Annotated in this window: 20 protein-coding genes and 1 tRNA gene; 15 read left to right on the top strand and 6 right to left on the bottom strand. The window is 67.6% G+C overall.

The genetic code is table 11. The annotated features are described in order from the left end of the window. Positions 1–160: 160 nt before the first annotated feature. The gene (ygfZ, locus tag AC07PF_RS22805) at positions 161–1078 is read right to left on the bottom strand and encodes a CAF17-like 4Fe-4S cluster assembly/insertion protein YgfZ (RefSeq protein WP_494613374.1); all 918 of its coding nucleotides are present in this window, start codon (positions 1076–1078) and stop codon (positions 161–163) included. A gap of 46 nt (positions 1079–1124) precedes the next feature. Between ygfZ and mltG the strand changes: the two genes are divergently transcribed. The 6 genes from mltG to AC07PF_RS22775 all read left to right on the top strand — a co-directional run bounded on the left by mltG (position 1125) and on the right by AC07PF_RS22775 (position 5802). Beyond that, positions 1125–2117, top strand: coding sequence for an endolytic transglycosylase MltG (gene mltG, locus AC07PF_RS22800; protein WP_494613373.1), 993 nt, complete (start codon positions 1125–1127; stop codon positions 2115–2117). 56 nt (positions 2118–2173) lie between these two features. Then, positions 2174–2857, top strand: a complete 684-nt coding sequence (gene tmk / locus AC07PF_RS22795) for a dTMP kinase (protein ID WP_007862102.1) — start codon at positions 2174–2176, stop codon at positions 2855–2857. Then, entirely contained in the window at positions 2854–3870 is a 1017-nt protein-coding gene (locus AC07PF_RS22790; protein WP_494613372.1) for a DNA polymerase III delta subunit-related protein, read from the top strand. The genes tmk and AC07PF_RS22790 overlap by 4 nt, the downstream gene beginning before the upstream one ends. A 16-nt stretch (positions 3871–3886) precedes the next feature. Beyond that, complete coding sequence (locus tag AC07PF_RS22785; RefSeq protein ID WP_007862098.1) at positions 3887–4246, top strand: PilZ domain-containing protein; 360 nt, start codon at positions 3887–3889, stop codon at positions 4244–4246. A gap of 63 nt (positions 4247–4309) precedes the next feature. After that, entirely contained in the window at positions 4310–5116 is an 807-nt protein-coding gene (locus AC07PF_RS22780; protein WP_007862096.1) for a TatD family hydrolase, read from the top strand. Continuing rightward, on the top strand, positions 5113–5802 hold the full coding sequence (locus AC07PF_RS22775; protein WP_007862094.1) for an ankyrin repeat domain-containing protein: 690 nt from the start codon (positions 5113–5115) through the stop codon (positions 5800–5802). The genes AC07PF_RS22780 and AC07PF_RS22775 overlap by 4 nt, the downstream gene beginning before the upstream one ends. Before the next feature lie 10 nt (positions 5803–5812). On the opposite strand, the gene msbA is transcribed toward AC07PF_RS22775, so the two are convergent. Then, positions 5813–7639 (bottom strand): lipid A export permease/ATP-binding protein MsbA, encoded by a 1827-nt coding sequence (msbA, locus tag AC07PF_RS22770; protein ID WP_494613371.1) that lies wholly within the window; start codon positions 7637–7639, stop codon positions 5813–5815. 229 nt (positions 7640–7868) lie between these two features. On the opposite strand from msbA, the gene tolB reads away from it, so the two are divergent. The 5 genes from tolB to AC07PF_RS22745 all read left to right on the top strand — a co-directional run bounded on the left by tolB (position 7869) and on the right by AC07PF_RS22745 (position 11542). Then, entirely contained in the window at positions 7869–9137 is a 1269-nt protein-coding gene (tolB, locus tag AC07PF_RS22765; RefSeq protein ID WP_494613370.1) for a Tol-Pal system beta propeller repeat protein TolB, read from the top strand. Between the two features lie 44 nt (positions 9138–9181). Next, positions 9182–9733, top strand: a complete 552-nt coding sequence (pal, locus tag AC07PF_RS22760) for a peptidoglycan-associated lipoprotein Pal (RefSeq protein WP_494613369.1) — start codon at positions 9182–9184, stop codon at positions 9731–9733. Between the two features lie 38 nt (positions 9734–9771). Further along, positions 9772–10530 (top strand): tol-pal system protein YbgF, encoded by a 759-nt coding sequence (ybgF, locus tag AC07PF_RS22755; protein WP_145698381.1) that lies wholly within the window; start codon positions 9772–9774, stop codon positions 10528–10530. 59 nt (positions 10531–10589) lie between these two features. Then, positions 10590–11411 (top strand): tRNA threonylcarbamoyladenosine dehydratase, encoded by an 822-nt coding sequence (locus AC07PF_RS22750; RefSeq protein ID WP_494613368.1) that lies wholly within the window; start codon positions 10590–10592, stop codon positions 11409–11411. A gap of 55 nt (positions 11412–11466) precedes the next feature. Further along, a tRNA-Lys gene (locus tag AC07PF_RS22745) sits at positions 11467–11542 on the top strand. 67 nt (positions 11543–11609) lie between these two features. Here AC07PF_RS22745 and AC07PF_RS22740 read toward each other — a convergent pair. Then, entirely contained in the window at positions 11610–12695 is a 1086-nt protein-coding gene (locus tag AC07PF_RS22740; RefSeq protein ID WP_494613367.1) for a helix-turn-helix transcriptional regulator, read from the bottom strand. 259 nt (positions 12696–12954) lie between these two features. Here AC07PF_RS22740 and AC07PF_RS22735 point away from each other — a divergent pair, with 259 nt between their 5' ends. Then, the gene (locus AC07PF_RS22735; RefSeq protein ID WP_494613366.1) at positions 12955–15342 is read left to right on the top strand and encodes a glycosyl hydrolase family 18 protein; all 2388 of its coding nucleotides are present in this window, start codon (positions 12955–12957) and stop codon (positions 15340–15342) included. Between the two features lie 103 nt (positions 15343–15445). On the opposite strand, the gene AC07PF_RS22730 is transcribed toward AC07PF_RS22735, so the two are convergent. Beyond that, on the bottom strand, positions 15446–16540 hold the full coding sequence (locus AC07PF_RS22730; protein WP_494613365.1) for a helix-turn-helix transcriptional regulator: 1095 nt from the start codon (positions 16538–16540) through the stop codon (positions 15446–15448). A 204-nt stretch (positions 16541–16744) separates the two neighbouring features. Here AC07PF_RS22730 and AC07PF_RS22725 point away from each other — a divergent pair, with 204 nt between their 5' ends. Continuing rightward, the gene (locus AC07PF_RS22725) at positions 16745–17458 is read left to right on the top strand and encodes a hypothetical protein (RefSeq protein ID WP_494613364.1); all 714 of its coding nucleotides are present in this window, start codon (positions 16745–16747) and stop codon (positions 17456–17458) included. 52 nt (positions 17459–17510) lie between these two features. Here the strand turns inward: AC07PF_RS22725 and AC07PF_RS22720 are convergent, their stop codons facing one another. Beyond that, positions 17511–18887 carry a matrixin family metalloprotease gene (locus tag AC07PF_RS22720; protein WP_494613363.1) on the bottom strand — a complete coding sequence of 459 codons (1377 nt, stop codon included), beginning with the start codon at positions 18885–18887 and terminating at the stop codon, positions 17511–17513. Positions 18888–19256: 369 nt separating this feature from the next. Between AC07PF_RS22720 and AC07PF_RS22715 the strand changes: the two genes are divergently transcribed. Continuing rightward, the gene (locus AC07PF_RS22715) at positions 19257–20948 is read left to right on the top strand and encodes a long-chain fatty acid--CoA ligase (protein WP_494613362.1); all 1692 of its coding nucleotides are present in this window, start codon (positions 19257–19259) and stop codon (positions 20946–20948) included. Between the two features lie 56 nt (positions 20949–21004). On the opposite strand, the gene AC07PF_RS22710 is transcribed toward AC07PF_RS22715, so the two are convergent. Further along, the gene (locus AC07PF_RS22710; RefSeq protein ID WP_007850674.1) at positions 21005–21376 is read right to left on the bottom strand and encodes a PilZ domain-containing protein; all 372 of its coding nucleotides are present in this window, start codon (positions 21374–21376) and stop codon (positions 21005–21007) included. A 165-nt stretch (positions 21377–21541) separates the two neighbouring features. On the opposite strand from AC07PF_RS22710, the gene AC07PF_RS22705 reads away from it, so the two are divergent. Beyond that, positions 21542–24493, top strand: a complete 2952-nt coding sequence (locus AC07PF_RS22705; RefSeq protein ID WP_494613361.1) for an EAL domain-containing protein — start codon at positions 21542–21544, stop codon at positions 24491–24493. Positions 24494–24527: the final 34 nt, after the last annotated feature.

Below are 24527 nucleotides of genomic sequence, written 5' to 3'. Positions count from 1 at the left end.
TGTCCTTGCCATCGCATTGCTCCTGTTGAATCAATGCTGCAGGATTGTATTTTGTTTTTTCTACACCCTCTTGGCGAAGCAAAAGAAGGTAGGTGCGCCGCCGGGCGCGCATCCCGGCTCCCGCCCTTGGAAGAGGCATGCGGCATGCCCCGTAAACGGATCAGATATCGTCAAGCAAAGCATAAGGCAACGGCTGCAGCGTGAGTGCCACCCCCTCTGGAGCACCCACTTGCAGCAAGCCTTCAGCCGCAGAAATCTGCATCGAAACAATCAGATCAAAACCACCCCCAGGCGCCGCAGCCACCTGCACCACCATCCCGCAAGGCTGCTCCAGATCCCCAGCCGCAAACACCTCAGCCCCTACAGCCACCTCGCGGTCGGCATGCGCGATGTAGGCCCGCCGCTTGAGCGTGCCGCGGAACTGGCTGCGCGCCACCACCTCCTGGCCGGGGTAGCAGCCCTTCTTGAAGTTCACGCCGCCGACCGATTCGTAATTGAGCATCTGCGGCACGAATTCTTCGAACAGCGGCTGGGTCAAGGTGGGCACGCCGCTTTGCACCTCGCTCCACTGCCACAGGGCGGGGTCGAGCGCCGGGCCTGCGGGAGCGGGCTCCGAGGAGGGCGCCACCCACAGGGCGCGCGGCTGGTCGGCCGCGGGGTAGAGGTGGACCACGCTGGCGGAGCCGAGCTCGGCCTTGGTCCAGGCGGGCGCTGCGGCGCCAGCCACGGACGCCACGGTATCGCCCGCCAGGCCATACAGGGCAAAGTCGGCCGATGCATCGGTCAATTTCGCCTTGGCGCGCAGCACGAACATGGACAGGCGCTTGAGCGTGGTGGCCAGCAGGTCCTGGCTGATCACGAGCAGCACTTCGGTGGCGCTGCGCTTGAAGCCGACCATACTGGCCTGCATGCGGCCCTTGGCCGAGAGGAAAGCCGACAGGCGCGCCTGGTCTGGTCCCAGCAGCGCATAGTCCTGGGTGAGCTGGCCATGGAGGAACTTGGCGGCGTCTTCGCCTTCCACGCGGATCACGCCAAGGTGGGACAGGGGGGCAATGCCATTCAGGAGAAGCTGGGTCATGGCTGAATTATGATCCCCGCTCCCTTTATCTACAGGCAGCAGGGTTGTGCGACGCTTACTGGTTTTTGTTGTGGTGCTGCTGATCGCTGCGGGTGGCGTCGGCTTCTGGTGGCTGCACCAGCCCCTGCCCATGGTTGGCAATGAGCCGCTGGAGCTGGCCATCGAGCCCGGCACCACGCCGCGTGGCGTGGCCCGTGACGTGGTGGCCGCGGGCGTGCTCACCGACCCGCAGTTTCTCTATGCCTGGTTCCGTGTTTCGGGGCAGGACCGGCTGATCAAGGCCGGCAACTACGAGATCCCGCCCGGCACCACGCCGCGCGGCCTGCTGGCCAAGCTCGTGCGGGGCGAGGAGGCCCTGCGCGCGCTGACGCTGGTGGAGGGCTGGAGCTTCCGCCAGGTGCGCCAGGCGCTGGCCGGTGACGACCAGCTCAAACCCGACTCCAGGGGCCTGACCGACGAGGCGCTGATGGCGCAGCTCGGCCGCCCCGGCGTCGCGCCCGAGGGGCGCTTCTTCCCCGACACCTACACCTATGCCAAGGGATCGAGCGACCTGGCGGTGCTGCGCCGTGCCCTGCACGCCATGGACCGCAAGCTCGAAGCCGCCTGGAGCCAGCGCTCGGTCGACACCCCGCTCAAGTCGGCCGACGAGGCGCTGGTCCTGGCCAGCATCGTGGAAAAGGAAACCGGCCGCGCCAGCGACCGGGCCCAGATCGCCGGCGTGTTCGTGAACCGCCTGCGCGTGGGCATGCTGCTGCAGACCGATCCCACGGTGATCTACGGCCTGGGCGAGAAGTTCGATGGCAACCTGCGCCGGCGCGACCTGCTGGCCGACACGCCCTGGAACACCTACACCCGTGCCGGCCTGCCGCCCACGCCCATCGCCATGCCGGGCAAGGCCTCGCTGCTGGCCGCCGTGCAGCCCGAGCGCACCAAGGCCCTGTACTTCGTGGCCAAGGGGGACGGCACCAGCCACTTCAGCGCCTCGCTCGACGAGCACAACCGGGCCGTCAACCGCTACCAGCGTGGGCAGTCCCAATAAGCTGGCTGGCTGCATACTCTCTTTCTCTCCGGACCAGGTTTCTCCAAAAGGTTTTCATGTCACGACCCGGCCTCTTCATCACCTTTGAAGGCATCGACGGTGCCGGCAAGTCCTCGCACATCGAAGGGCTGGCCACGGCGTTCCGCGCGCAGGGCCGCACTGTGACGGTGAGCCGCGAGCCCGGCGGCACGCCGCTGGCCGAAAAGCTGCGCCAGATGGTGCTCAACGACGCCATGGACCCGCTGACCGAGTCGTTGCTGATCTTTGCCGCCCGCCGCGACCACCTGTGCAACGTGATCGAGCCGGCCCTGGCCCGGGGCGACGTGGTGCTGTGCGATCGCTTCACCGACGCCACCTTTGCCTACCAGGGGGCAGGGCGGGGCTTCGATCTCATGACCCTGTCCACCCTGGAGCGCATGGCCCAGGGCGGGCTGGTGCCGGGTGCCGGTGCCGGCACCCTGCGCAACCCGGACCTGACCGTGTGGTTCGACCTGGCGCCTGAAGTGGCGGCCGAGCGCCTGGCGGGCGCGCGCGTGCCCGACAGGTTCGAGGCGCAGCCTGTGGAGTTCTTCCGGCGCGTGGCACAGGGCTATGCCGACCGCGCCGCCGTAGAGCCTGCACGCTTTGCTCGGCTCGATGCCGCGCAGGACCGCCACCGCGTGTGGCAGCAGCTCACCAGCGTGTTCGTACGCAAGGGCTGGCTGTCCATCATGGTGCCCACGCCCAAGGACCTGGCATGAGCGAGGCTGGCACGACACCTCCCCCGCTGGCACCCTGGATCGCCGCGCAGCGCAGCACCCTTCTGGCCCAGCGTGGCCATGCCTGGCTGCTGCAGGGCCCCTCCGGCCTGGGCCAGTACGCACTGGGCCTGGAGATGGTGCGGGCCTGGCTGTGCGACCGGCCTACCGCCGACGGCGCCTGCGGCCAGTGCGGCAGCTGCCACGCCATCGAGGTGCGCACCCATGCCGACCTGTGCGTATTGATGCCCGAAGTGCAGATGATGGCCCTGGGCTGGCCGCTGTCCGAGAAGGCACAGGCCGACATCGACGACAAGAAGCGCAAGGCCAGCAAGGAAATCCGTGTGGAGGCCATGCGCGATGCGGTGGAATTCTCGCAGCGCACCTCCGCCCGGGGACGCGGCAAGGCGGTGCTGGTGTACCCGGCCGAGCAGATGAACCACATCACGGCCAACGCCCTGCTCAAGACGCTGGAGGAGCCACCGGGCGATGTGCGCTTCGTGCTGGCCAGCGAGGCCGCGCACCAGTTGCTGCCCACCATCCGCAGCCGCTGCCTGGGCCACACCATGGTGTGGCCGGCCGGGGCCGAGATGCTGGCCTGGCTCAAGGGCCAGGGCATCGCGGCCGATGCAGCGCCGGCCTTTCTGCGCGCTTCGGGCGGCAGGCCAGACGATGCACTGGCGCTGGCCCGCTCCGGCCGCAGCCCGCAGGCCTGGGCCCTGTTGCCGCAGGCCGTGGCGCGCGGCGATGCCACGGCGCTGGGCGACTGGTCGCCCGCCCAGGTGATCGACGCACTGCAAAAGCTCTGCCACGACCTGCTGGCCGCCAGCGTGGGCGCCGCGCCGCGCTACTTTGCCCCGGCCGACCTGCCCAGGCCGCCGCCGCTCGGGCCGCTGACACGCTGGTCCAAGGCCCTGGCCAAGGCGGCACGCACGGCCGATCACCCCTTCAATGCGGGCCTGATGCTGGAGGCGCTTGTCGCACAGGCGCGAAACACCCTACACTCCAAGCACTGAAGCCGTCCCATCCACCATGAGCAGTCCATCCACCGCACCCCGCCCCAGCGTCATGCAGCTGGCCATCAAGGAAAAGGCGGCCTTGTATGCGGCCTATATTCCCTTTTTCGTCGAAGGGGGCATCTTTGTGCCCACCCAGCGGGACTACAAGCTCGGCGACGATGTGTACGTGCTGCTGACTCTGCCCGACGATACCCAGCGTTACCCGGTGGCCGGCCGTGTGGCCTGGGTCACGCCGGCGCGTGCCGCAGGCAACCGCACCCAGGGCGTGGGCATCCAGTTCCCCAAGGACGAGAAGTCGCGCCAGCTCAAGCTCAAGATCGAGGAACTGCTGGGAACTTCACTGAGTTCGGACCGTCCGACACAGACTATCTAAGACCCTGTTTGCGCCATATGCCGACCCGCGCAGGCTGGTCGGCTTTTTCCATTTTGAAACCACATGTTCGTTGATTCGCATTGCCACCTCACCTACCCTGGACTGGTGGACCAGCTTCCGGCCATCCGCCAGGCCATGGCCGAGGCCTCGGTGGACCGGGCCCTGTGCATCTGCACCACCATGGAGGAGTTCGGCGACGTGCATGCGCTGGCACTGGCGCATGGCAACTTCTGGAGCACCGTGGGCGTGCACCCCGACAACGAGGGGGTGACCGAGCCCTCGGTGCAGGACCTGCTGGACCGTGCGGCCCTGCCGCGCGTGGTGGCCATCGGCGAGACGGGCCTGGACTACTACGGCATGGAAGACCGCAAGGGCGGGCGCAGCATTGCGGACCTGGAATGGCAGCGCGAGCGCTTTCGCACCCATATCCGCGCCGCGCGCGCCTGCGCCAAGCCGCTGGTGATCCATACCCGCAGTGCATCGGACGATACGCTGGCCATCCTCAAGGAGGAGGGCGAGGACGGTGCTGGCAACCTGGCCGGCGGCGTGTTCCACTGCTTCACCGAATCCATGCAGGTGGCGCGGGCCGCGCTGGACCTGGGCTACTACATCTCCTTCTCGGGCATCATCACCTTCAAGACGGCGCAGGAGCTGCGCGACGTGGTGGCCTTCGTGCCGCTGGACCGCATGCTGATCGAGACCGACAGCCCCTACCTGGCGCCCGTGCCCTACCGCGGCAAGACCAACAGCCCCGCCTACGTGCCCCACGTGGCCAAACAGGTGGCGCAGACCCGCGGCATGGCCGTGGAGGAGGTGGCCGAGGCCACCAGCCGCAATTTCGAAGCATTGTTCAAGGGAGTGACAGCATGAGCAAGCACAGCACGCTGCGCCGCCGCACGGCGCTGTTGGGGGCCCTTGCCCTGGCGGCCGGCGCCACGGGCGCATGGGCGGGGTCCTACGAGGACTTCTTCTCGGCCGTGGAGCGTGACGACGCCGACGAGGTGAATGGACTGCTGCGCCGCGGCTTTGACCCCAATATCCGCGACCCCAAGGGCCAGGTGGGCCTGACGCTGGCGATCCAGGGTGAGTCGCTCAAGGTGTTTGCCGCCCTCATGGCCAACCGGCGCCTGAAGGTGGAAGTGCGCAACCGCGATGACGAAAGCCCGCTGATGCTGGCGGCCCTCAAGGGCAATGTCGATGCCGCCAAGGCCCTGATCGCCCGCGATGCGGATGTGAACAAGGAAGGCTGGGCGCCCCTGCACTACGCGGCCTCGGGCGTGAAACAGGAGCATGTGCGCATCATCGCCATGCTGCTGGAGAACCATGCCTACATCGATGCGACCTCGCCCAACGGTACCACGCCGCTGATGATGGCCGCGCAGTATGGCTCCAACGATGCCGTGCAACTGCTGCTGAGCGAGGGGGCCGACCCCACGCTCAAGAACCAGCTGGGCCTGACCGCCGTCGATTTTGCGATGCGCGTGAGCCGCACCGAGGCGGCCGAGAAGATCGCCACCGCCATCCGCCGCCGCCAGCCCAACGCGGGCAAGTGGTGATACCCGTCGTCTAGACGCCTGCGGTTTCGTTTGCCGCCGGTGGCCTGGCCGCCGTGGCGGGGCGGCTCTGCAGGCGTGCGTACAAGCCGCCTGCGGCCATCAGTTGGGCGTGCGTGCCTTGCTCCACGATGCGGCCCTGTTCCATTACCACCACGCGGTCGGCATGTTCGATGGTGGACAGGCGGTGGGCGATCACCAGCGTGGTGCGGCCTTGCATCAGCCGGTTCAGCGCATCCTGCACCAGGCGCTCGGATTCCGTGTCCAGCGCCGAGGTGGCTTCGTCCAGGATCAGGATGGGTGCATCCTTGTAGAGAGCGCGCGCAATGGCCAGGCGCTGGCGCTGCCCGCCCGAGAGCTGCGTGGCGTTGTGCCCCACCACCGTGTGGATGCCTTGGGCCAGCGATGCCACATGGTCCGCCAGGTTGGCGGCAGCCAGACAGGCCTGCACCTTGGTATCGTCCACCGCATGGCCCAGCGCCACGTTGGCGGCGATGGTGTCGTTGAACATCACCACGTCCTGGCTGACCATGGCGATCTGGCTGCGCAGGGCAGAAAGGTCCCAGTCCTGCACGGCATGGCCATCCAGCAGCACCTGCCCCGACGAGGTCGGGATGAAGCGCGGCAACAGGTTCACCAGCGTGGTCTTGCCGGCGCCCGAGGGGCCCACCAGCGCCACGATCTCGCCGGGGGCCACGGTCAGGCTCACGCCGTCGAGCGCCGGTGCATTGTCGGTGCCGAAGGAGACGGACACGCCACGCAGCTCCAGCGCACCCTGGGCCCGGTCTGTGCGGTAGCTGCCGCCTTGCTCGGCGCCCGTATCGCCCAGCAGGGACAGGCCGCGCTCCAGCGCCGCCACGCCGCGCGTGATGGGGTTGGCCACGTCGGCCAGGCGGCGGATGGGGGCGATCAGCATCAGCATGGCGGTGATGAACGAGACGAAACCGCCCACCGTCACGTCCTTGGCATCGAGCGTGCCACGGCTTTGCCACAGCGCGATGCAGATCACCACCGACAGTGCCGCGGCCGCCAGCAACTGCGTGAGCGGCGTCATGGCGGCCGAGGCGATGGTGGATTTGATGGCCAGGCCGCGCAGGCTCTGGCTCAGGCGGCCAAAGCGTGTGGACTGCCCTTCCTGCGCGCCATGCAGGCGCACCATGCGGTGGGCCAGTACGTTCTCTTCGACCACATAGGCGAGCTCATCGGTGGCCTGCTGGCTGCTCTTGGTCAGGGTGTACAGGCGGCGTGAAAGGGTCTTCATGATCCACGCGACGCCAGGCACCACCACCGCCACGATGAGCGTGAGCTGCCAGTTCAGGTACAGCAGGTAGCCCAGCAGGGCGAGCAGCGTGAAGCCGTCGCGCGACAGGCCGAGCAGGGCCTGCACCAGCAAGGTGGCGCCGGTCTGCACCTCGTACACCACGGTGTTGGACAGGGCGCTGGCCGATTGGCGCGAGAACAGCCCCATCTCGGCGGCCAGCACACGGTCGAACAGCGCACGGCGCAGCAGCAGCATGCCTTCGTTGGCGATGCGCGCCAGCGCGTACTGCCCCACGAACTGCGCCAGGCCGCGCACCAGGAACACCCCCATGATGGCCAGGGGCACCGCCCACAGCGGCAAGGTGCCCTGGGTGAAGCCGCGGTCCAGCAGGGGTTGCAGCAGCGCGGGGATCAGGGGTTCGGTGGCGGCGCCCACCAGCGTGGCCGCGATGGCCAGGCCCCAGGCCAGCCGCTGGTTGCCAAAATACACGGAAAGCCGCGCCAGGCGCGCGGTGAGGGTGGGGGCAGGGGGGGCGGGCGGCGTTGCGGGGCCCGTGGCGCTAGGGTCAATGGCTTGCATGTGCCCCGGATTCTAAGGTGCCAGGCATCGGCGCACCGCGCCAGTGCTGAGCTTGCGTCCATGCTGCGCTGCAGCGATTGACCACAAGGCCTTGCACAGTTTGTCACAGCGGGTCTTCCCCAGTGTGTAACATTGGCGCTGCCAACCGGCATTTGTTCGGCTACTGCGGCTGCTAATGACCACAGATCACAACACCAACACATCCCTCAAAGCGGCCTTGCCGCATCCCATGCGCCGCCAGGTCCTGGCGGCCGCCCTTGCATCCACCGCCTCCTTGCCCACCCTCGCGCAGTTCCGCGTGGAGGTCACGGGCGTGGGCCTGACCCAGCTGCCGATTGCCATCGCCCCTTTCCGTGGCGAAGCGCAGGCGCCGCAGAAGATTGGCGCCATCGTGCAGGCCGATCTGGAGCGCAGCGGCCAGTTCCGCGCGGTGGATACCGCAGGGGCGGTGCTGGACGAAAACTCGCGCCCCGACCTGGCACTGTGGCGCCAGAAGACGGCCGATTCGCTGTTGACCGGCAGCGTGACGCGCACCCCCGACGGCCGCTACGACGTGCGCTTTCGCCTGTGGGACGTGGTCAAGGGCCAGGATATTGGCGCACAGAGCTTCGTGCAGTCGCAGGCCGACCTGCGCCTGGTGGCCCACCGCATTGCCGACTTCGTCTACGAAAAGCTCACCGGCGAGCGCGGTATCTTCTCCACACGCATCGTCTACGTCACCAAGACGGGTGGCCGCTACAGCCTGTGGGTGGCCGATGCCGATGGCGAGAACGCGCAATCGGCGCTGACCAGCCCCGAGCCCATCATTTCGCCCGCCTGGTCGCCCAATGGCGGGCAGATCGCCTACGTGTCGTTCGAGTCGCGCAAGCCCGTGGTCTACGTGCACGAGGTCGCTTCGGGCAGGCGCCGGCTGGTGGCTAATTTCCGCGGCTCCAACAGTGCGCCGGCCTGGTCGCCGGATGGCCGCAACCTGGCCGTGACGCTGAGCCGCGATGGTGGCTCGCAGCTGTACCTGATCGACGCGAACGGCGGCGAACCCCGGCGCTTGATGCAAAGCACCGGCATCGACACCGAACCGATGTTCTCTGCCGATGGCCGCAGCATCTACTTCGTGAGCGACCGCGGCGGTGCGCCGCAGGTCTACCGCGTGCCCGCGGGCGGCGGCAGTGCCGAGCGCGTCACCTTCACGGGGTCCTACAACATCTCGCCGAGCATCAGCCCCGATGGCAAGTGGTTGGCCTACATTTCCCGCGTGGGCGGCGCCTTCAAACTGCATGTGATGGACTTGGCCTCAGGCACCGTCAACGCCATCACCGACACCTCGGCCGACGAAAACCCCAGCTTTGCACCCAACAGCCGCCTCATCGTCTATGCCACGCAGCAGCAGGGCCGCGAGGCGCTCATGACCACCACGTTGGACGGAAAGATCAAGGCGCGCCTGGCCGGCCAGCCTGGAGACATCCGCGAGCCCGATTGGGGCCCGTTCCAGAAGCAATGAACTTTTCAACACTTTTCGCAATCTAGTTTCCAGGAGAATTTTGGATGAACATCAAACTCAAGCGCCTTACCCTTGCCTTCGCCGTCACCGCCCTCGTTGCAGGTTGCAGCTCCGGTGTCAAGCTCGACGATGTGCCAGTGGAAGACAAGGGCGCGAGCTCGACCATGGGCACCAACCCTGGTGGTGCCAATACCGGTGGTGCTGGTACCACCTCCGTGGCACCCGTGGACCTGACTGGCAGCGCCGGCAATGCCCAGGGCCCTGTGGGCGTGGCACGCATCGTCTACTTCGACTACGACAGCTACGTCATCAAGCCCGAGTTCCAGTCGCTGCTGGACGCCCATTCGCGCTTCATCAAGCAGAACAGCGGCCGCAAGGTCATGATCGAAGGCCACACCGATGACCGCGGTGGCCGCGAGTACAACCTGGCCCTGGGCCAAAAGCGCGCCGAAGCCGTGCGCCGTTCGCTGGCCCTGCTGGGCGTGCCGGATTCCCAGGTCGAGGCCGTGAGCTTCGGCAAGGAAAAGCCTGCCGCTCCTGGTAACACCGAAGACGCGCACGCGCAGAACCGCCGCGCCGAGCTGTCGTACCGTTGATGCCCAGATTTCCCCTTTCATCCCCATCCCTGCGGTCCATGGCTGCAGGCCTGGTGCTGGCCTGCGTGGCCCTGCCCGGCGCGCACGCGGCCATTTTCGAGGATGGCGAGGCGCGCCGCGCCATCCTGGAAGTGCGCCAGCGCGTCGATGCGCTGCAGCAGTCCCAACAGCGCACGGCCGACGAACTGCGCCGGGCCAATGAGGACAGCGCCCAGTTGCGCCGGGCCTTGCTGGAGCTGCAGACCCAGATCGAGACGCTGCGCAGCGAGAACGCCCGCCTGCAGGGCCAGAATGAGCAACTGACGCGCGAGGTGGGTGAGCTGCAGCGCCGGCAGAAGGACATCGCCCAGGGCGTGGACGAGCGCCTGCGCCAGTTCGAGCCGGTCAAGGTCACAGTGGATGGGCTGGAGTTCCAGGCCGATGCGGCCGAGAAGAAGGACTTCGAAGCCGCGCTGGCCATCTTTCGCGCTGGCAAGTTCCCCGAGGCCAACCAGGCCTTTGGCAACCTGATCCGCCAGTACCCGCGCAGCGGCTACGTGCCTTCGGCCCGCTTCTGGCTGGGCAACGGCCAGTATGCGGCCCGCGACTACAAGGAAGCGATCAACAACTTCAAGGCCCTGCTGGCCGAGGCGCCCACGCATGCGCGTGCACCGGAAGCCGCCCTGTCGATCGCCAATTGCCAAGTGGAATTGAAGGACGCCAAGGCCGCGCGCAAGACGCTGGAAGACCTGGCCCGGGCCTATCCCCAGTCCGAGGCGGCCATGGCCGCCAAGGAACGCCTGGCACGGATGAAGTGACCACGGCAGCCCCAACCCCCGAGGTCAAGGAGCTTCTGGTCGGCAGCGAAACCGCTCCCATGCCCATGGTTCCCTTTGCCGATGACGTGACCGATGAGGTCACGCAGCGGCGCTTCGGCGGGCTCGAGCGCCTGTATGGCGTGGAAGGTGCCAGGCGCATCCGTGCCTCGCATGTGGTGGTCGTGGGCATCGGCGGCGTGGGCTCCTGGTCTGCCGAGGCGCTGGCCCGCAGTGGTGTGTCGCGCCTCACGCTGGTGGACCTGGACCATGTGTCCGAGTCCAATATCAACCGCCAGATCCACGCCCTGTCCACCACGGTGGGGCAGGCCAAGATCGAAGCCATGCGCGACCGCATCGCGCTGATCAATCCCGAGTGCGACGTGCGCTGCATCGACGAATTCGTGGAGCCGGGCAACTGGCCCCAGCTGCTTGGCAGTGACCCGGTGGATGCGGTGATCGACGCCTGCGACCAGATCAAGGCCAAGACCGCCATGGCAGTGTGGGCCCGCGCCACCGGCGGCCATGCCTTCATCAGTGTGGGCGCGGCCGGCGGCAAGCGCCAGGCGCACAAGGTGGACATCGACGATTTGTCCGCCACCACGCACGACCCCTTGCTCGCGCAGCTGCGTTACCAGTTGCGCAAGCACCATGGCGCCCCGCGCGAGGGCCGCAAGATCGGCATCGCTTGCGTCTGCAGCCGCGAAGCCGTGGCCCAGCCCGATGCCTCGTGCGCGATCGAAGCCGGCGGCGATGGCTCGCTCAACTGCCATGGCTACGGCTCGGTGGTGGCCGTCACGGCCACCTTCGGCCAGTGCGCTGCGGGCTGGGTGATCGACCGCCTGGCAGCCGGTACGCAAAAATCGCCAAAAATCAAGCTATAATCTTAGGCTTTGCAGCATCTGCGGTTCAGAAATGGACCACAGGCGTTGCAATGTTGGGACGTTAGCTCAGTTGGTAGAGCAGCGGACTTTTAATCCGTTTGTCGTGGGTTCGACCCCCGCACGTCCCACCAAGATATGCAAGGCGCTGCAGCTCTCAAGGCTGTGGCGCTTTTTGCTTTGTGCCCTCGGCGGGGTGGCTCAGCCGCCTTGGCGGGCCGACAGCCACGCCAGCAATTCCCCTCGGTCCTGCACGCCCAGGCTGTTGTAGAGCTGGCGGCGGTGGTACACCACGGTGTTGGCGCTGATGTCCATGCGCACCGCCACCTGGGACTCCGGCAGCCCAAGCGCCAGCCAGTACGCGAGCTCCTGCTGGCGCTGCGACAGCCCCTGGGTCTGCAGCACGGCCTGCAGGCGTGCCTCCCGCGGCATGCTCTGCGTGATGTGGATCCCCACCGCCTGGCCCATGCCCGTGGCGGCCTTCATGGGTGTCGCACGCACCGAAAAATGGCCGTGCACCGTGCGCAGCTCCCTGGTGGGCAGTCCCGGGAGGTGTTGCGCTTGCATGCGCTGCAGCAGTTCGTGCAGTTCCTGGGGCAGCCCTGCGCCGCGCCGCCAGCGCCAGCCGAAGGCCAGGGGCAGGAGGGCCTCGGCTTCGGGCGACAGCCACAGCACCCGCCCCTGGGGCGTGGTGATGAGCATGCCCTGGCTGTGTGCCTCGCCGGCTCCGGCACCCATCTTGCTGGTTTGCAGGATGTGCGCCAGACAGGGCTCCAGCCGCGCCAGCACCGCAGCATCGCCGGGCCCGAAGGCCGGCGATGCCGCTTCGCGGTAGAACTTGAGCGTGCCTATCCCTTTGCCGTCGGGTGTGCGCAGTACCAGGCTCATGCAGTCCACCGTCCCCATGGGCCGCATCACCACGTTGTAGAAGTCGCTGCGCTGCAACTCCGGCATCGGTACGCGCACGAGCTGTTCGAGCAGTTGAGGCCCTCGTTCGTGCCGCACCGCTTCGCCAAAGTCACGCGAGCTGCGCACCAGCACCTGGCGCTCGCTGCGCAGAATGCGCGCATCAAAGTAGTCGGCCACCACCGACTGAGCGGCCGGCACCTCCATGTGCACCGCCAGCTCGCCTCCATCCGCAGGGTACACATACGCACTGGAGTCGAAGCCGAGAACACCGTGCAGCGTCTCCAGCAGGGGGACGACCATGGGCGGCCCGCCCGCTTCCATGCGGGTCATGTGCTGCAAGCGCGCAAGGGCTTGCTGGGTGGAGCGGGGCGAGGGCATGGCGGCTGCGGTCCGGTGAAGCGGTGACGGGAACAAGACCCCGAATCTAGGGGCCGGGCCGCGCAGGGTCAACACACCGGCGCAACACCCTATCCGCCGAGGGTGGGGTGCGCGCGGCTGCGGGCCTGTAGCCTGCGCCCCGATGAACACCTGGCTCAACCAGCACCGCGCAAGCCTTGCCCGCCGGCTGCTTTCGCTGGGCTGCCGGTCCGGGTGTCTGCCCATTTCTTTTTCCCCCAATCCACCAAGGAGTTTTCCCATGCCCACCCTTGCTGCTGCGGCCTGTGGCCGCGCCCTGAGAACCGGCTTGCGACGCTGGCTGGCCGCTTCGTTCTTGCTGTTTGGCGCCAGCCAGGCCATGGCGCAGCCGCAGTGCGCGCCCGGCCAGTGGCTGGCCGAGTACTTTCCCAACATCCACCTGTCCGGTGCCCCCGCGCTGCAGCGCTGTGAAGCCGGCCCCATCGACCACTACTGGACGGGCCCGAACGGCAGCCCCGACCCGGCCCGCCTGCCGGTGGACGGGTTCTCGGCGCGCTGGACCGCGACGCTTTCGTTCCCCGCAGGCGCGACCCGGTTCATCACCTTCACCGACGATGGCGTGCGCGTGCTGGTCGATGGCCAGCGTGTGATCGACAACTGGACCCGGCATGGCATCACCATGGACAGCGCCACGGTGCCCCTGGCGGCAGGCCCGCACACGGTGCGCATGGAGTATTTCGAGGCGGGCGGCGAAGGCCTGGCGCAACTGGTCATGGAGAACACGCATCCGGCACCGCCGGTGCCGCCGAACATCCTGTCTTTCGTGGCGCAGCCGGGCGCCATCGACCTGGGCGGCAGCAGCACGCTGGCCTGGAACGTGGACAACGCCACGGGCTGCACGGCATCGGGTGGATGGAGCGGTGAGCGGCCTGCCAGTGGCAGCGCCAGCGTCAGCCCCGGCGCCTCCACGACCTACCACCTGAGTTGCCGCAATGCGGCGGGCGCCACCGCGAGCGCCTCGACCGCGGTGACGGTGCGCAATGCCCCGCCACAGCAACTGCCCAGCATCGACAGCTTCGCTGCCACCCCCACCCGCATCGCCCCGGGCGACAGTTCCCGGCTCGCATGGCGGGCGAGCCATGCCGCCAGCTGCACCGCATCGGGTGGATGGAGCGGCACGCGCGCTGTAGAAGGCAGTGCGCTGGTGCAGCCCCAGGCCAGCACCTCCTACACGCTCAGCTGCGCCAACAGCGCGGGGCAAAGCGTCACCGCCACGGCACAGGTCGCGGTGGGCGCCGCCAACCCGCGCCCGCCGGTGGGCGGCCTCACGGCCCGCGCCACGCCGCAGGGCGTGCGGCTGGACTGGAACCCCGTGACGAAGAGTGGCAAATGGGTCAGCGGCTACTACACCGGCTGGTTCTGGGAGGACTTTCCACCCGAGGCCGTGGACATGAGCACCATGACGCACTTCATTTTCGGCCGCTATGCGCCGGGCCTGGGCTCCCTGCCCGGCGGGCGCGCGGGCGAGCTGATGGAAGGCGCAGGCACCGCGCACACGCAGGCGGAGGACGCCCTGATCGCCAAGGCCCATGCTGCAGGCACCAAGGCCATCATGATGGTCGGCGGTGAATTCGACGGCCCCGGTTTCATGGCCGCCACGGCCAACCCGCAGATCCGCGCGGTCTTCATCAAGAACATCCTCGACAAGGCCGAGCACAAGGGCTACGACGGCGCCGACATCGACTGGGAGGAAAACCTGGACACCGCGCAAGGCCGCGCCCAGGCGCTGGCGCTGCTGCGCGAACTGCGCACCGCCGCCCAGCAGCGCCCGCGCTACCAGGCCAGCCCTTTCGAGATCAGCTGGCCCGGCTTCTGGGTCAACACCAACTTCCAGGAGATCCTGCCCTGGCACGTGGAGGTGGCCCACGCAGTGGACCGCTTCAACCTCATGACCTACAGCATGGCAGGCGACTGGGGCGGCGGCTGGCTGTCGTGGCACCACTCACCCCTGTTCGGCGAGGCCCCGAGCCACCCCACCTCCATCGCCTCCACCGTGCAGGCCTACCTGAACGCGGGCGTGCCCCGTGCCAAGCTGGGCATCGGCGTGGGTCTGTACGGCCTGTTCTACAACAACCCCGTCACCGGCCCGCGCCAGGCCGCGACCAGCGGTTCCAACGGCGGCGACGGCGTGAACAACTACCGGCGCCTGCGGGAAGACAACGCCTTCGGCCAGCCCGGCGCTGTTTACCACTGGGACGACGTGGCCAAGCAAAGCTACATCAGCTACAGCCAGCCCTGGTGGCGTGCCAGCGATGCGCCCGTCACCTACCTGAGCTATGAGGACGAGCGCTCCATCGCCGAAAAGGGCAAATGGGTGCACGAGCAGGGCCTGGGCGGCACGCTGGTGTGGACCATCAACTACGGCTACCTGCCCCAGCAGGGCGGCACCAACCCGCCGATGCAGGCCATCAAGCAGTCCTTCATCGCGGCCAGTGCCTCGGGCTACCGGGTGTACCGCAACGGGACGGCCATTGCCACCGTGACCAGCGGTGTGACCTACACCGATGCCTCGGCGCCCAGCGGCAACCACAGCTACCAGGTGGCCATGCTGGATGCGGCGGGCAACGAAGGGCCGCGCTCGGCGGCAGTGACCGTGCAGGTGCCCTGACACCATTGCCCTGCACTTCGCCAGGGCAAAAAGCCCCCGGTGCTTCGTGGCTCCGGGGGCTTTTTTGTGGCGTGGCCCATTTACCGGGCATCCGTGAATTAATTCACGGTTTTCCCCCAATCTGGGCCAACAGCTCATCGCGCCCCATGACGCCCAGCCGGTTGTAGAGCTGCCGGCGGTGGTACACGGCCGTGTTGAGGCTGATGCCCATGCGCTGGGCGATCTGCGATTCGGGCAGGCCCCGCGCCAGCCACCAGGCCAGCTCGTGCTGGCGCTGTGGCAGGCCCAGCGTCTGCAGCGCCGACAGCAGCCGTACCCCGCGCGCCACGCGCCGCGTGATGTGCAGGGCCACGGCCTGGCGGTCCTGCCGCTCCTGCTGCGCCGGGGTCAGGTGCGTGGCGCGCAGCGAGAACCAGCCCTGCGCCGTGAACAGTTCCATCGCGGGCAGGGCCATCTCGCCGGGCTGCTGCGCGTTGAGCCGCCGCAGCAGTTCCTGCAGCGCGGGTGGCAACTGGGCGCCGCGACGCCAGCGCCAGCCGAAGGCCAGAGGCATCAGCGCCTCGGCCTCGGACGAGATCCACATCAGCCGCCCCTGGGGCGTGGCGACCAGCACCCCCTGGCCATGCACCTCGCTGCCCTGCGCATCGCGCTCGCCCTGTTGCAGCGCACGTGCCAGGTGGGCCTCCAGCCGGCCCAGCAGGGCTGCGTCCTGCGGGGTGAAGCCTGGCACCGCCGCATCGCGGAACAGATGGATCACACCCAGGCCCACACCCTGCGCGGTGCGCAAGGCCAGGCTCATGTAGTCCTTGGCGCCTGTGGCCCGCATCACCGCGTCGTAGTAGTCGCTGCGCTGCATTTCGGCCATCGACACCACCATCTGCTCGCGCATCAACCGGGGGCCGTGCTCGTAGCGCACGGTCTCGCCGAAATCGCGGGGACTGCGCACCAGCACCTGGCGCTCGCTGCGCAGGATGCGCGCATCGAAGTAATCCTGCGCCACCGACTGCATGGGCTCTTGCGCATAGCTCATCAGCTCGCCATCGCTGCCGGGGTACAGCATGCAGCCGAAGTCGAAGCCCACCACCCGGCGCAGTTCCTGCAGCAGGGGCTCGATGAGCTGCACGCCACCCGTCTCCAGGCTGGCCATGCGGTGCAGGCGCGCGAGGGCGTGGCGGTCGGGGCGGGGAGGGGAGGGCATGGCGGTTTGAAAACAGTAACGGAAGGCCGCGAATCTAGAACCCGCGCCGCACCTGGTCAACGCGGCATGCGGGCTGCCTGCAACACCCCATCCCTCCTGGGTGGGGCGTGGTACCGGGTTCGCGGGTAACTTGGTTAGCCGTGGATCTTCGGGCCCATTTTCATGGTGGGCGCTGCCATCGATTGCCACGCACAAGGAGCTTGTGTGACTTTGATCCTGTTTTTCCGCCAATCCCTGGCAGCCCTGGGCGTGCTCTCCCTGGCGTGCCTGTCGTCCGCCCATGCCCAGGTGGAGATCATTGAACCTGCAGGGGACTTCCAGTTTGGCAAGGTGGCGGTGCACTCATCGGCCACGCAGACCCTGAAGGTGGTCAATCGCGGCCCGTCTGCGGTGCAATTGGGTTCGGTGATCTCGTCCATTGCCGCCGTGTCGCCGATCTGCACCGGGATCGGGTGCGGAGTGGTCATTTCCACCGATTTCACCATTCCCGCGGAATCGGATGGCTGCAGCAACACCTTGCTGCAGCCAGGGGGCGTGTGCTCGGCCCTGGTGCGCTTTTCGCCGTCGGGCCCGGGCATGCGCGGATCCCAGCTGAACGTTTTCAAGCCCCAGGCGGCCTATGTTTCCCGGGCACTGGGTGGCACGGGCGTCTCCGAGCCGCTGGACTGCGTGCTCGACTGGGCGGAACAAACCTGGCCCCAGTTGCTGACCACCCCGACCATGACCTCCACCGTATCGCCCTACCACCTGCGCTGCTATGCCAAGGGGGCGATCTGTGTCGGCGCCGACGTCGACAACCCCACCGACGTGCTTCGGTTCGACCAGCCCAGCGTCTACGTCTACGACGCGCAGGCCCGACCTCCGCTGCAGCGCCTGGACTACCTGTCGTCGTTGTCGCGCCTGGCGCAGTGCCGATGAGGGGCGATTCGCCTGTCGCTGCCCGGCCCTGATTGGGACGGGCTGGCCCGCTTCAGAGGTATTCCAACCCCTGGCTGCTCAGGCCGACCAGGTTGATGTGCGCCGCATTCAGGTCCAGGTTGGCCACAGCCACAGCAAACGATGCGTTGGTGTAGGCGCCCGACTTGATGACGGCTGCCAGCGACTGGACGGTGGCGGCATCCGCCGCGGAACCGACCAGGTTGGCGTAGAGCAGGCTTACCACCTGCTCCGGCGTGGCCGAGGCACCCAGCAGCGCATTGAGGCCGAACTGTGCAACCTGCAAGGGGGTCGAGCCGGCGTCCACCGCCTTGAGCACGATGCCCACCACGCTGCGGTTGTTCAGTCCGGCAGGGCCGACGAGCGCACCAACCAACTTTGCGGCCGTGCCCGCAGCGCCGTCCAGGTCCAGCGCCACGAAGCCGTCCGTGAACTTGATCCGCTCCATCTGCAGCAGGGTGTCCACCCCGTCGCGGCTGGGGACGCCGTCGCCCAGCGTCCAGCCGCCATCGCCCTTGGGTTGCAGCGCGTAGTCGCCACGGTTGCCGCGCACGACCAGGGTGTCCAGGCCACCCAGGCCATTGAAGGTATCGTTCGCGCCGGTGCTGATGAAGGTGTCCGCGCCGGCTGTGCCGGCGGGTGTTGTGGGAGTCGTCGGGGTGGTGGGTGTCGTTGGCGTGGTCGGGGTGGTGGGCGTCGTGGGGAAAGTCAGCGTCGGGCCACTGGTCGAGTTGAACCCGTAGGTGCCACCCAGTCCGTCACGGCCATAGATCCAGTCCAGCGCCAGCAGGTCATAGGCCTGGAACGTGCTCTTGTACGGGCCCGCATCGGTATAGGACATCACCGTGTTGTTGGTATTGTCCTCGGCCGAGGGCAGAGGGCGTGGGGAGTCGAAGGGATGCGCCAGACCCAGGGCATGGCCCACCTCGTGCAGCAGCACCTCGTAGCCGAGACCGCCGGCCGTGAGCGTGTTGTTGACGCTGGCGAACTCCACGTTGTCCAGGTAGACCACCGATTCGGCGTTGAGCGACGTCAGCGTCTGCGTGGCTCCCGTGTAGCCGTAGTTGTAGAACGAGGAGTTCAGCCCCGCTGTCGTGCGGCCCTGCAGGTTGGTTGCCGCGAAATGCAGGTCTGCCTGGGACGAACTGCCCACTTCGGTGAACGTGATGCCCGTGACCTGGCTGGCATAGGCCATGATCTGGCGCGTCGCCTGTATCTGCGAGGCGTTGAACGAGACCAGGGTGGTACTCGAATCCTGATCGGCCACGCTGCCCATGCTCACGTCGAAGGTGTAGTACAGCACCTTGCGGCCATCGGGAAAGAAGTTCCACGGGGCTGGGTTCTCCAGCAGGGAATCGGCCTTGTAGTTGCCCGAGAAGCGGATGTTTTGGAGATCGGAAACGGTGGCCATGGTGGTGTCGAATTTCTCGGCGGTTGGATGGTGGCAACTGGCTGCCCTGTGCCCTTGGACAATGCCGCGCCGAAGACGTTCCCGCCCCAGCGGAGCTGCCCTCGGGCCGCGGTTGCAGATGCCAGGGTATATCCCATGCCTTTGCAAGCACAAACAGAATTTATCACCGCGGTGACCGCTGCGCTGTGACGAAAAACACAATGTCACCATATCTGTTCGGGCGATGGAGGTGCTGCCGGCCCCGGCGCATGGACCACCCACGGCGCCGTCACCTGCGCGACCCGACCTAAGTGGCATCCCCAATGCAACGCGGCGGTGGCGCATCTAGGCTGCGGGGCTGAAGAACTCCTCCATCCCCTGGCACCCTCCATGTCCACACGCCCCCACTACGCTTTCTGGCCCCGCCGGCTGCCCCATTCGATCACCCTGCCAGCCACCTCGCTGTGGGACAACCTGGCCATCAACGCGCGGCGCTACCCGGACAAGGCGGCGCTGGTGTTCTTTGGCAGCTCCGTGAGTTACCAGGCCCTGGCGGAAGGCGCCGAGCGGCTGGCCGCACGGCTCGCACAGCTGGGCGTGCAGCGCGGCGACCGGGTGGTGCTGTGCATGCAGAACTGCCCGCAGCTGGTGATGGCGCACTTCGCCATCCTGCGCGCCAATGCCGTGGTGGTGCCGGTGAACCCGATGAACCGGGCCGAGGAGCTCAAGCACTACATCACCGACCCCGATACCAAGGTGGCCTTCACCACGGCCGACCTGGCGCCCGAGCTGGCCAAGGCCAGCAATGCCCTGGCCCCGGGCGAGCGCCTGGCGCACCTGGTGGTGACGCAATTCACCGATGTCTTCGACGCCGAGGTGGCCGGGCCCGATGCCCCGCCCGAAGCGTGGAAGGACTGGCTGTGCACGCAGCACCCCTTGCCCGCGCTGGAGGGCGGTACGGTGCACGCCTTCACCGAAGCGCTGGCCTGCAACGAAGCGCCGCCCGCGCTGGTGGTGGGCCCCACCGACCTGGCACTGCTGCCCTACACCAGCGGCACCACGGGCCTGCCCAAGGGCTGCATGCACCTGCACAGGAGCATCATGCACAACGCCGTGGCCAGCGCGCTGTGGGGCACGGGCTCGGTCGACAACGTCACGCTGGCGGTGGTGCCCATGTTCCACATCACGGGCATGGTGAGCGTGATGCATGCGGCCATCTACACCGGCGCCACGCTGGTGATCATGCCGCGCTGGGACCGCGATCTGGCCGGGCGCCTGATCTCGCGCTACAAGGTGTCCAACTGGACCAACATCCCGACCATGGTCATCGACCTGATGAACAGCCCGAACTTCGCAAGCTATGACCTCTCGAGCCTGGTCTACATCGGCGGTGGCGGGGCGGCCATGCCGCAGGCCGTGGCCCAGCGCCTGCTGGAACAGTACGGGCTGCGCTATTCGGAAGGCTATGGCCTCACCGAGACGGCTGCGCCCTCGCACTCGAATCCGCCGGACCACCCCAAGCAGCAATGCCTGGGCATCCCCTTCGTGGGCACCGATGCCCGCGTGGTGGACCCTGACACCCTGCAGGAAGTGCCCGTGGGCGAGCAGGGCGAGATCATCATGCACGGCCCCGAGGTGTTCGAGGGCTACTGGAAGAGGCCCGACGCCACGGCCAGCGCCTTCATCGAGTTCGAGGGCAAGCGTTTCTTCCGTTCGGGCGACCTGGGGCGCATGGACGAAGACGGCTACTTCTTCCTGACCGACCGCCTGAAGCGCATGATCAATGCCAGCGGCTTCAAGGTCTGGCCAGCCGAGGTCGAGGCGCTGATGTTCCGCCACCCTGCGATCCAGGAGGCCTGCATCATCTCGGCCCGCGACAGCTACCGCGGCGAGACCGTCAAGGCCGTGGTGGTGCTGCGCCCCTCGCACCAGGACACGACCGAGCAGCAGGTCATCGACTGGTGCCGCGAGAACATGGCCGTGTACAAGGCGCCGCGCATCGTGCAGTTCGTGAATGCCCTGCCCAAGAGCGGCAGCGGCAAGGTCATGTGGCGCGCATTGCAGGAAGCCGAGCCGGCCTGACAGAAGACGGCGCTCCGGGGCAGCCCGCGCCCCTTCCCTGGAGGGCGCGCGCCCTGCTATTGGGCGGCGCTGTGGGTCAACTCGGCAAGATCACGCTCCAGCAAGGCGGGGTCGCCCAGTTGCAGCTCGATCAGGCGCCGCAGGTGGGTCACGCTATCGAGGTCGATGGAGCGGCACAGCAGGCCGGTATGCAGCCCCTCCAGGTGCGCCACTTCGCAGGACATGCCGATGTGGTTGCCCGTGTCGTGCAGCGGGATGGTGAGCTGGCACAGCATCCCGGCGCGCACGTCCGCCTGCGCGGGCAATGAAATCAAGGCCCCCTTGAGCGACAGGTCCTGCACATGCACGCTGAATGCGTTGCTTGCCAGGGTCAGCAGCGCAGGGGCATCGAAATGGACACGGACGTAGTGGCGGCGTTCGTGGGGCATGGCTGTCTCCGAGGGGTTTGACGCATGCTACCGCAAGGCCTGGAAAGCCGGGCAAAAAGATCGGTCCCGGGTTCCAGGCGCCGTGGCCCGGCTTTTGTTACTTTTGGATGTTTTAGCAACCTTTGGTTAACATACTGCTTTCAGCCACTGTGGGGATTCCCGATCGTGAGTTCGCGCACATTGCGGTGGCAGGGCCGTTGGGCTGGCTGGCTGGTGGGTGCCTTGTGGGCGCTGCTGCCGGTATGCGCCAGCACGGCTGCACCGGTGCGGGAGGTGCGGGTGGGGGTGTATGCCAACGAGCCCACCGTGTTCATGAACCAGCATGGCCGGCCGGCGGGGATCTTCGTGGACCTGCTCAACCTGGTCGCCGAGCGCGAGCGCTGGACCCTGCGCTATGTGCCCTGTGAACTGCGCGCCTGCCTGGACGATCTGCAAAACGGCCGCCTGGACCTGGTGCCCGATGCGCCGCGTGCGCAGGCGCGCGTGGCGCAGTTCGATTTCACGGCGCTGCCCCTGGTGGACACCTGGTCCGCGGTGTACCGGCTGCCGTCCTTGCCGATCCGCTCGGTGGTGGATCTTGACGGTAAGCGCGTGGCCGTGCAGCGCGGCACGCTGCAGCGCGACCATTTCCTGGCCATGACGCGCCGCTACGGGCTGCAGGTCATGGTGGTGGAGGTGGACTCACCCGAGCAGGCCTTCAGTGCCGTGGGCGGCAAGAATGCCGAGGCGGCCATCTCCAACCACCTGTTCGGCCAGGCCCATGCGAAGGGCCAGGGGCTGGTGGACGCGGGCATCGTGCTCCAGCCAGGGGGGCTGTACGTCGCCGCCGGCAAGGACCGCAACCCCGAGCTGCTGGCCGCCATCGACAAGCGGGCGGCGCAATGGCGCGACGGGTCCGACGCATCGTATGCGCAGGTGATGCGCCGCTGGGTCGGGGCGCCGCCCGCCAGCGCCGTCGGGCGTCCCGTCCTGTGGGCCTTGGCGGCACTGCTGTTGGCGGGGGCGCTCGCGGCCCTGGCTGTTTTTGTGTGGCGCCGCAGGGTGCGCGGGCAATCCCGGCGTTGGCCTGCCAGCGAGCACAAGTTCGGCACCATCCTGGACAGTGTGGAGGCCTTCATCTACATCAAGGACATACAGCACCGCTACCTGTATGCCAACCAGCACATGCTGGCGCTGCGGCCCGATGCCGCCGATGGCCTGATCGGCGGCGATGACAGCGCGATCTTCGACGCGGCTACGGTGCACCAGCTGACGGCCAACGACCGGCTGGTGCTGGAGCGTGGCGAGCGCATCGAGGTGGAGGAAACCAACACCTTCCACGATGGTTCGGTGCGCACCTACCTGTCGGTGAAGATTCCGCTGCGCCACACCGACGGCAGCATCCATGCGCTGTGCGGCATTTCCACCGACATCACCGACCACCGAGGGGTCGAGGAGTCGCTGCAGATTGCGGCCATCGTCTTCGAGTCGTTTGAGGGCATGGTGGTCACCGGGCCTGATCAGCGCATCCTCCAGGCCAACACCTCGTATGCGCGGCTTTCCGGCTACACGGTGGAGGAGCTCGTGGGCAAGACCCCGGCGTTGCTGCAGTCCGGCCGGCACGACCAGACCTTCTACCGGACCATGCACGAGACCCTGCAGTCGGTGGGCTCCTGGCAGGGAGAGGTCTGGAACCGGCGCAAGGATGGCGAGGTGTACCCGGCCTGGATCACCATCACCGCCGTGCGCTCGGCGCAGGGCGCCATCACCCACTATGTGGGTACGCAGACCGACATCTCCAGCCGCAAGGCGGCCGAGGAGGAGATCCGCCTGCTGGCCTTCTACGACCCGCTCACGGGCCTGCCCAACCGCCGGCTCATGGCCGACCGGCTGCAGCACAGCCTGGCCGCCAGCGCCCGCACGGGCACGGGCGGCGCGCTGCTGTTCGTGGACATGGACAACTTCAAGGACCTCAACGACACCCAGGGCCACGAGATCGGCGATGAGCTGCTGCGCCAGGTTGCCGCGCGCCTGGGGGGCTGCGTGCGCAACGGCGACACGGTGGCACGCCTGGGTGGCGACGAGTTCGTGCTGCTGCTGGAGGGCCTGAGCGCGCTGCCACACGAGGCCGCATCGCAGGCCGAGATCGTGGGCCGCAAGGTGCTGCAGGCCCTGGGGCAGAGCTACCAGCTGGGTGGCCATGCGCACCACAGCTCCTGCAGCATCGGCGTCACCCTGTATGCCGACCCGCACACCACGGTGGACGAATTGCTCAAGCGCGGCGACATGGCCATGTACCAGGCCAAGGGCGCGGGGCGCAACACGCTGCGCTTTTTCGACCCGCGCACGCAGGCCGCCGTCACGGCGCGCACCGCGCTGGAGGCCGGCCTGCGCGAGGCCTTGCGCGAGGGCCAGTTCCTGCTGCACTACCAGCCCCAGATCAGCCGGGACCACGGCATGGTGGGCGCCGAGGCGCTGCTGCGCTGGGAGCACCCGGAACGCGGGCTGGTGTCGCCGGCCGAGTTCGTGCCGGTGGCCGAGGCCTGCGGCCTGATCGTGCCGCTGGGCGCGTGGATCCTGCGGGCCGCCTGCCTGCAGCTGGTGGAGTGGGGGCGCGATGCGGCCACCGCCCACTGGACGGTGGCGGTGAACGTGAGCGCATTGCAGTTCCGCCACCCGCACTTCGTGGAAGAGGTGGTGGAGGTGCTCAAGAGCACCGGCGCCAACCCGCTGCGCCTGAAGCTGGAACTCACCGAGTCGCTGCTGCTCGACGACGTGGAGGACATCATCCGCCGCATGACCACGCTGCGCGCCCTGGGCGTGCGCTTTTCGCTCGACGACTTCGGCACGGGCTACTCATCGCTGAGCTACCTCAAGCGGCTGCCGCTGGACCAGCTCAAGATTGACCAGAGTTTTGTGCGCGACCTGCTCACCGACCCCAATGACGCTGCCATTGCCCGCACCATCGTCAACCTGGCGCACAGCCTGGACCTGGGCGTGATCGCTGAGGGGGTGGAAACCCCCGAGCAGCGCGATATGCTGGCCAGCGTGGGCTGCCTGCACTACCAGGGCTACCTGTTCGGGCGTCCGGCGCCAGCCAGTGCGCTGCCGCGCATTGCGGCGCAGGTGGTGGTCTGAGCGGTTTGCGCTGCATCATCTCCCCTGCTGGCCG

The organism is Acidovorax sp. GW821-FHT10A04 (genome assembly GCF_059415825.1).
This window is presented reverse-complemented; position numbering and strand designations above follow the sequence as displayed.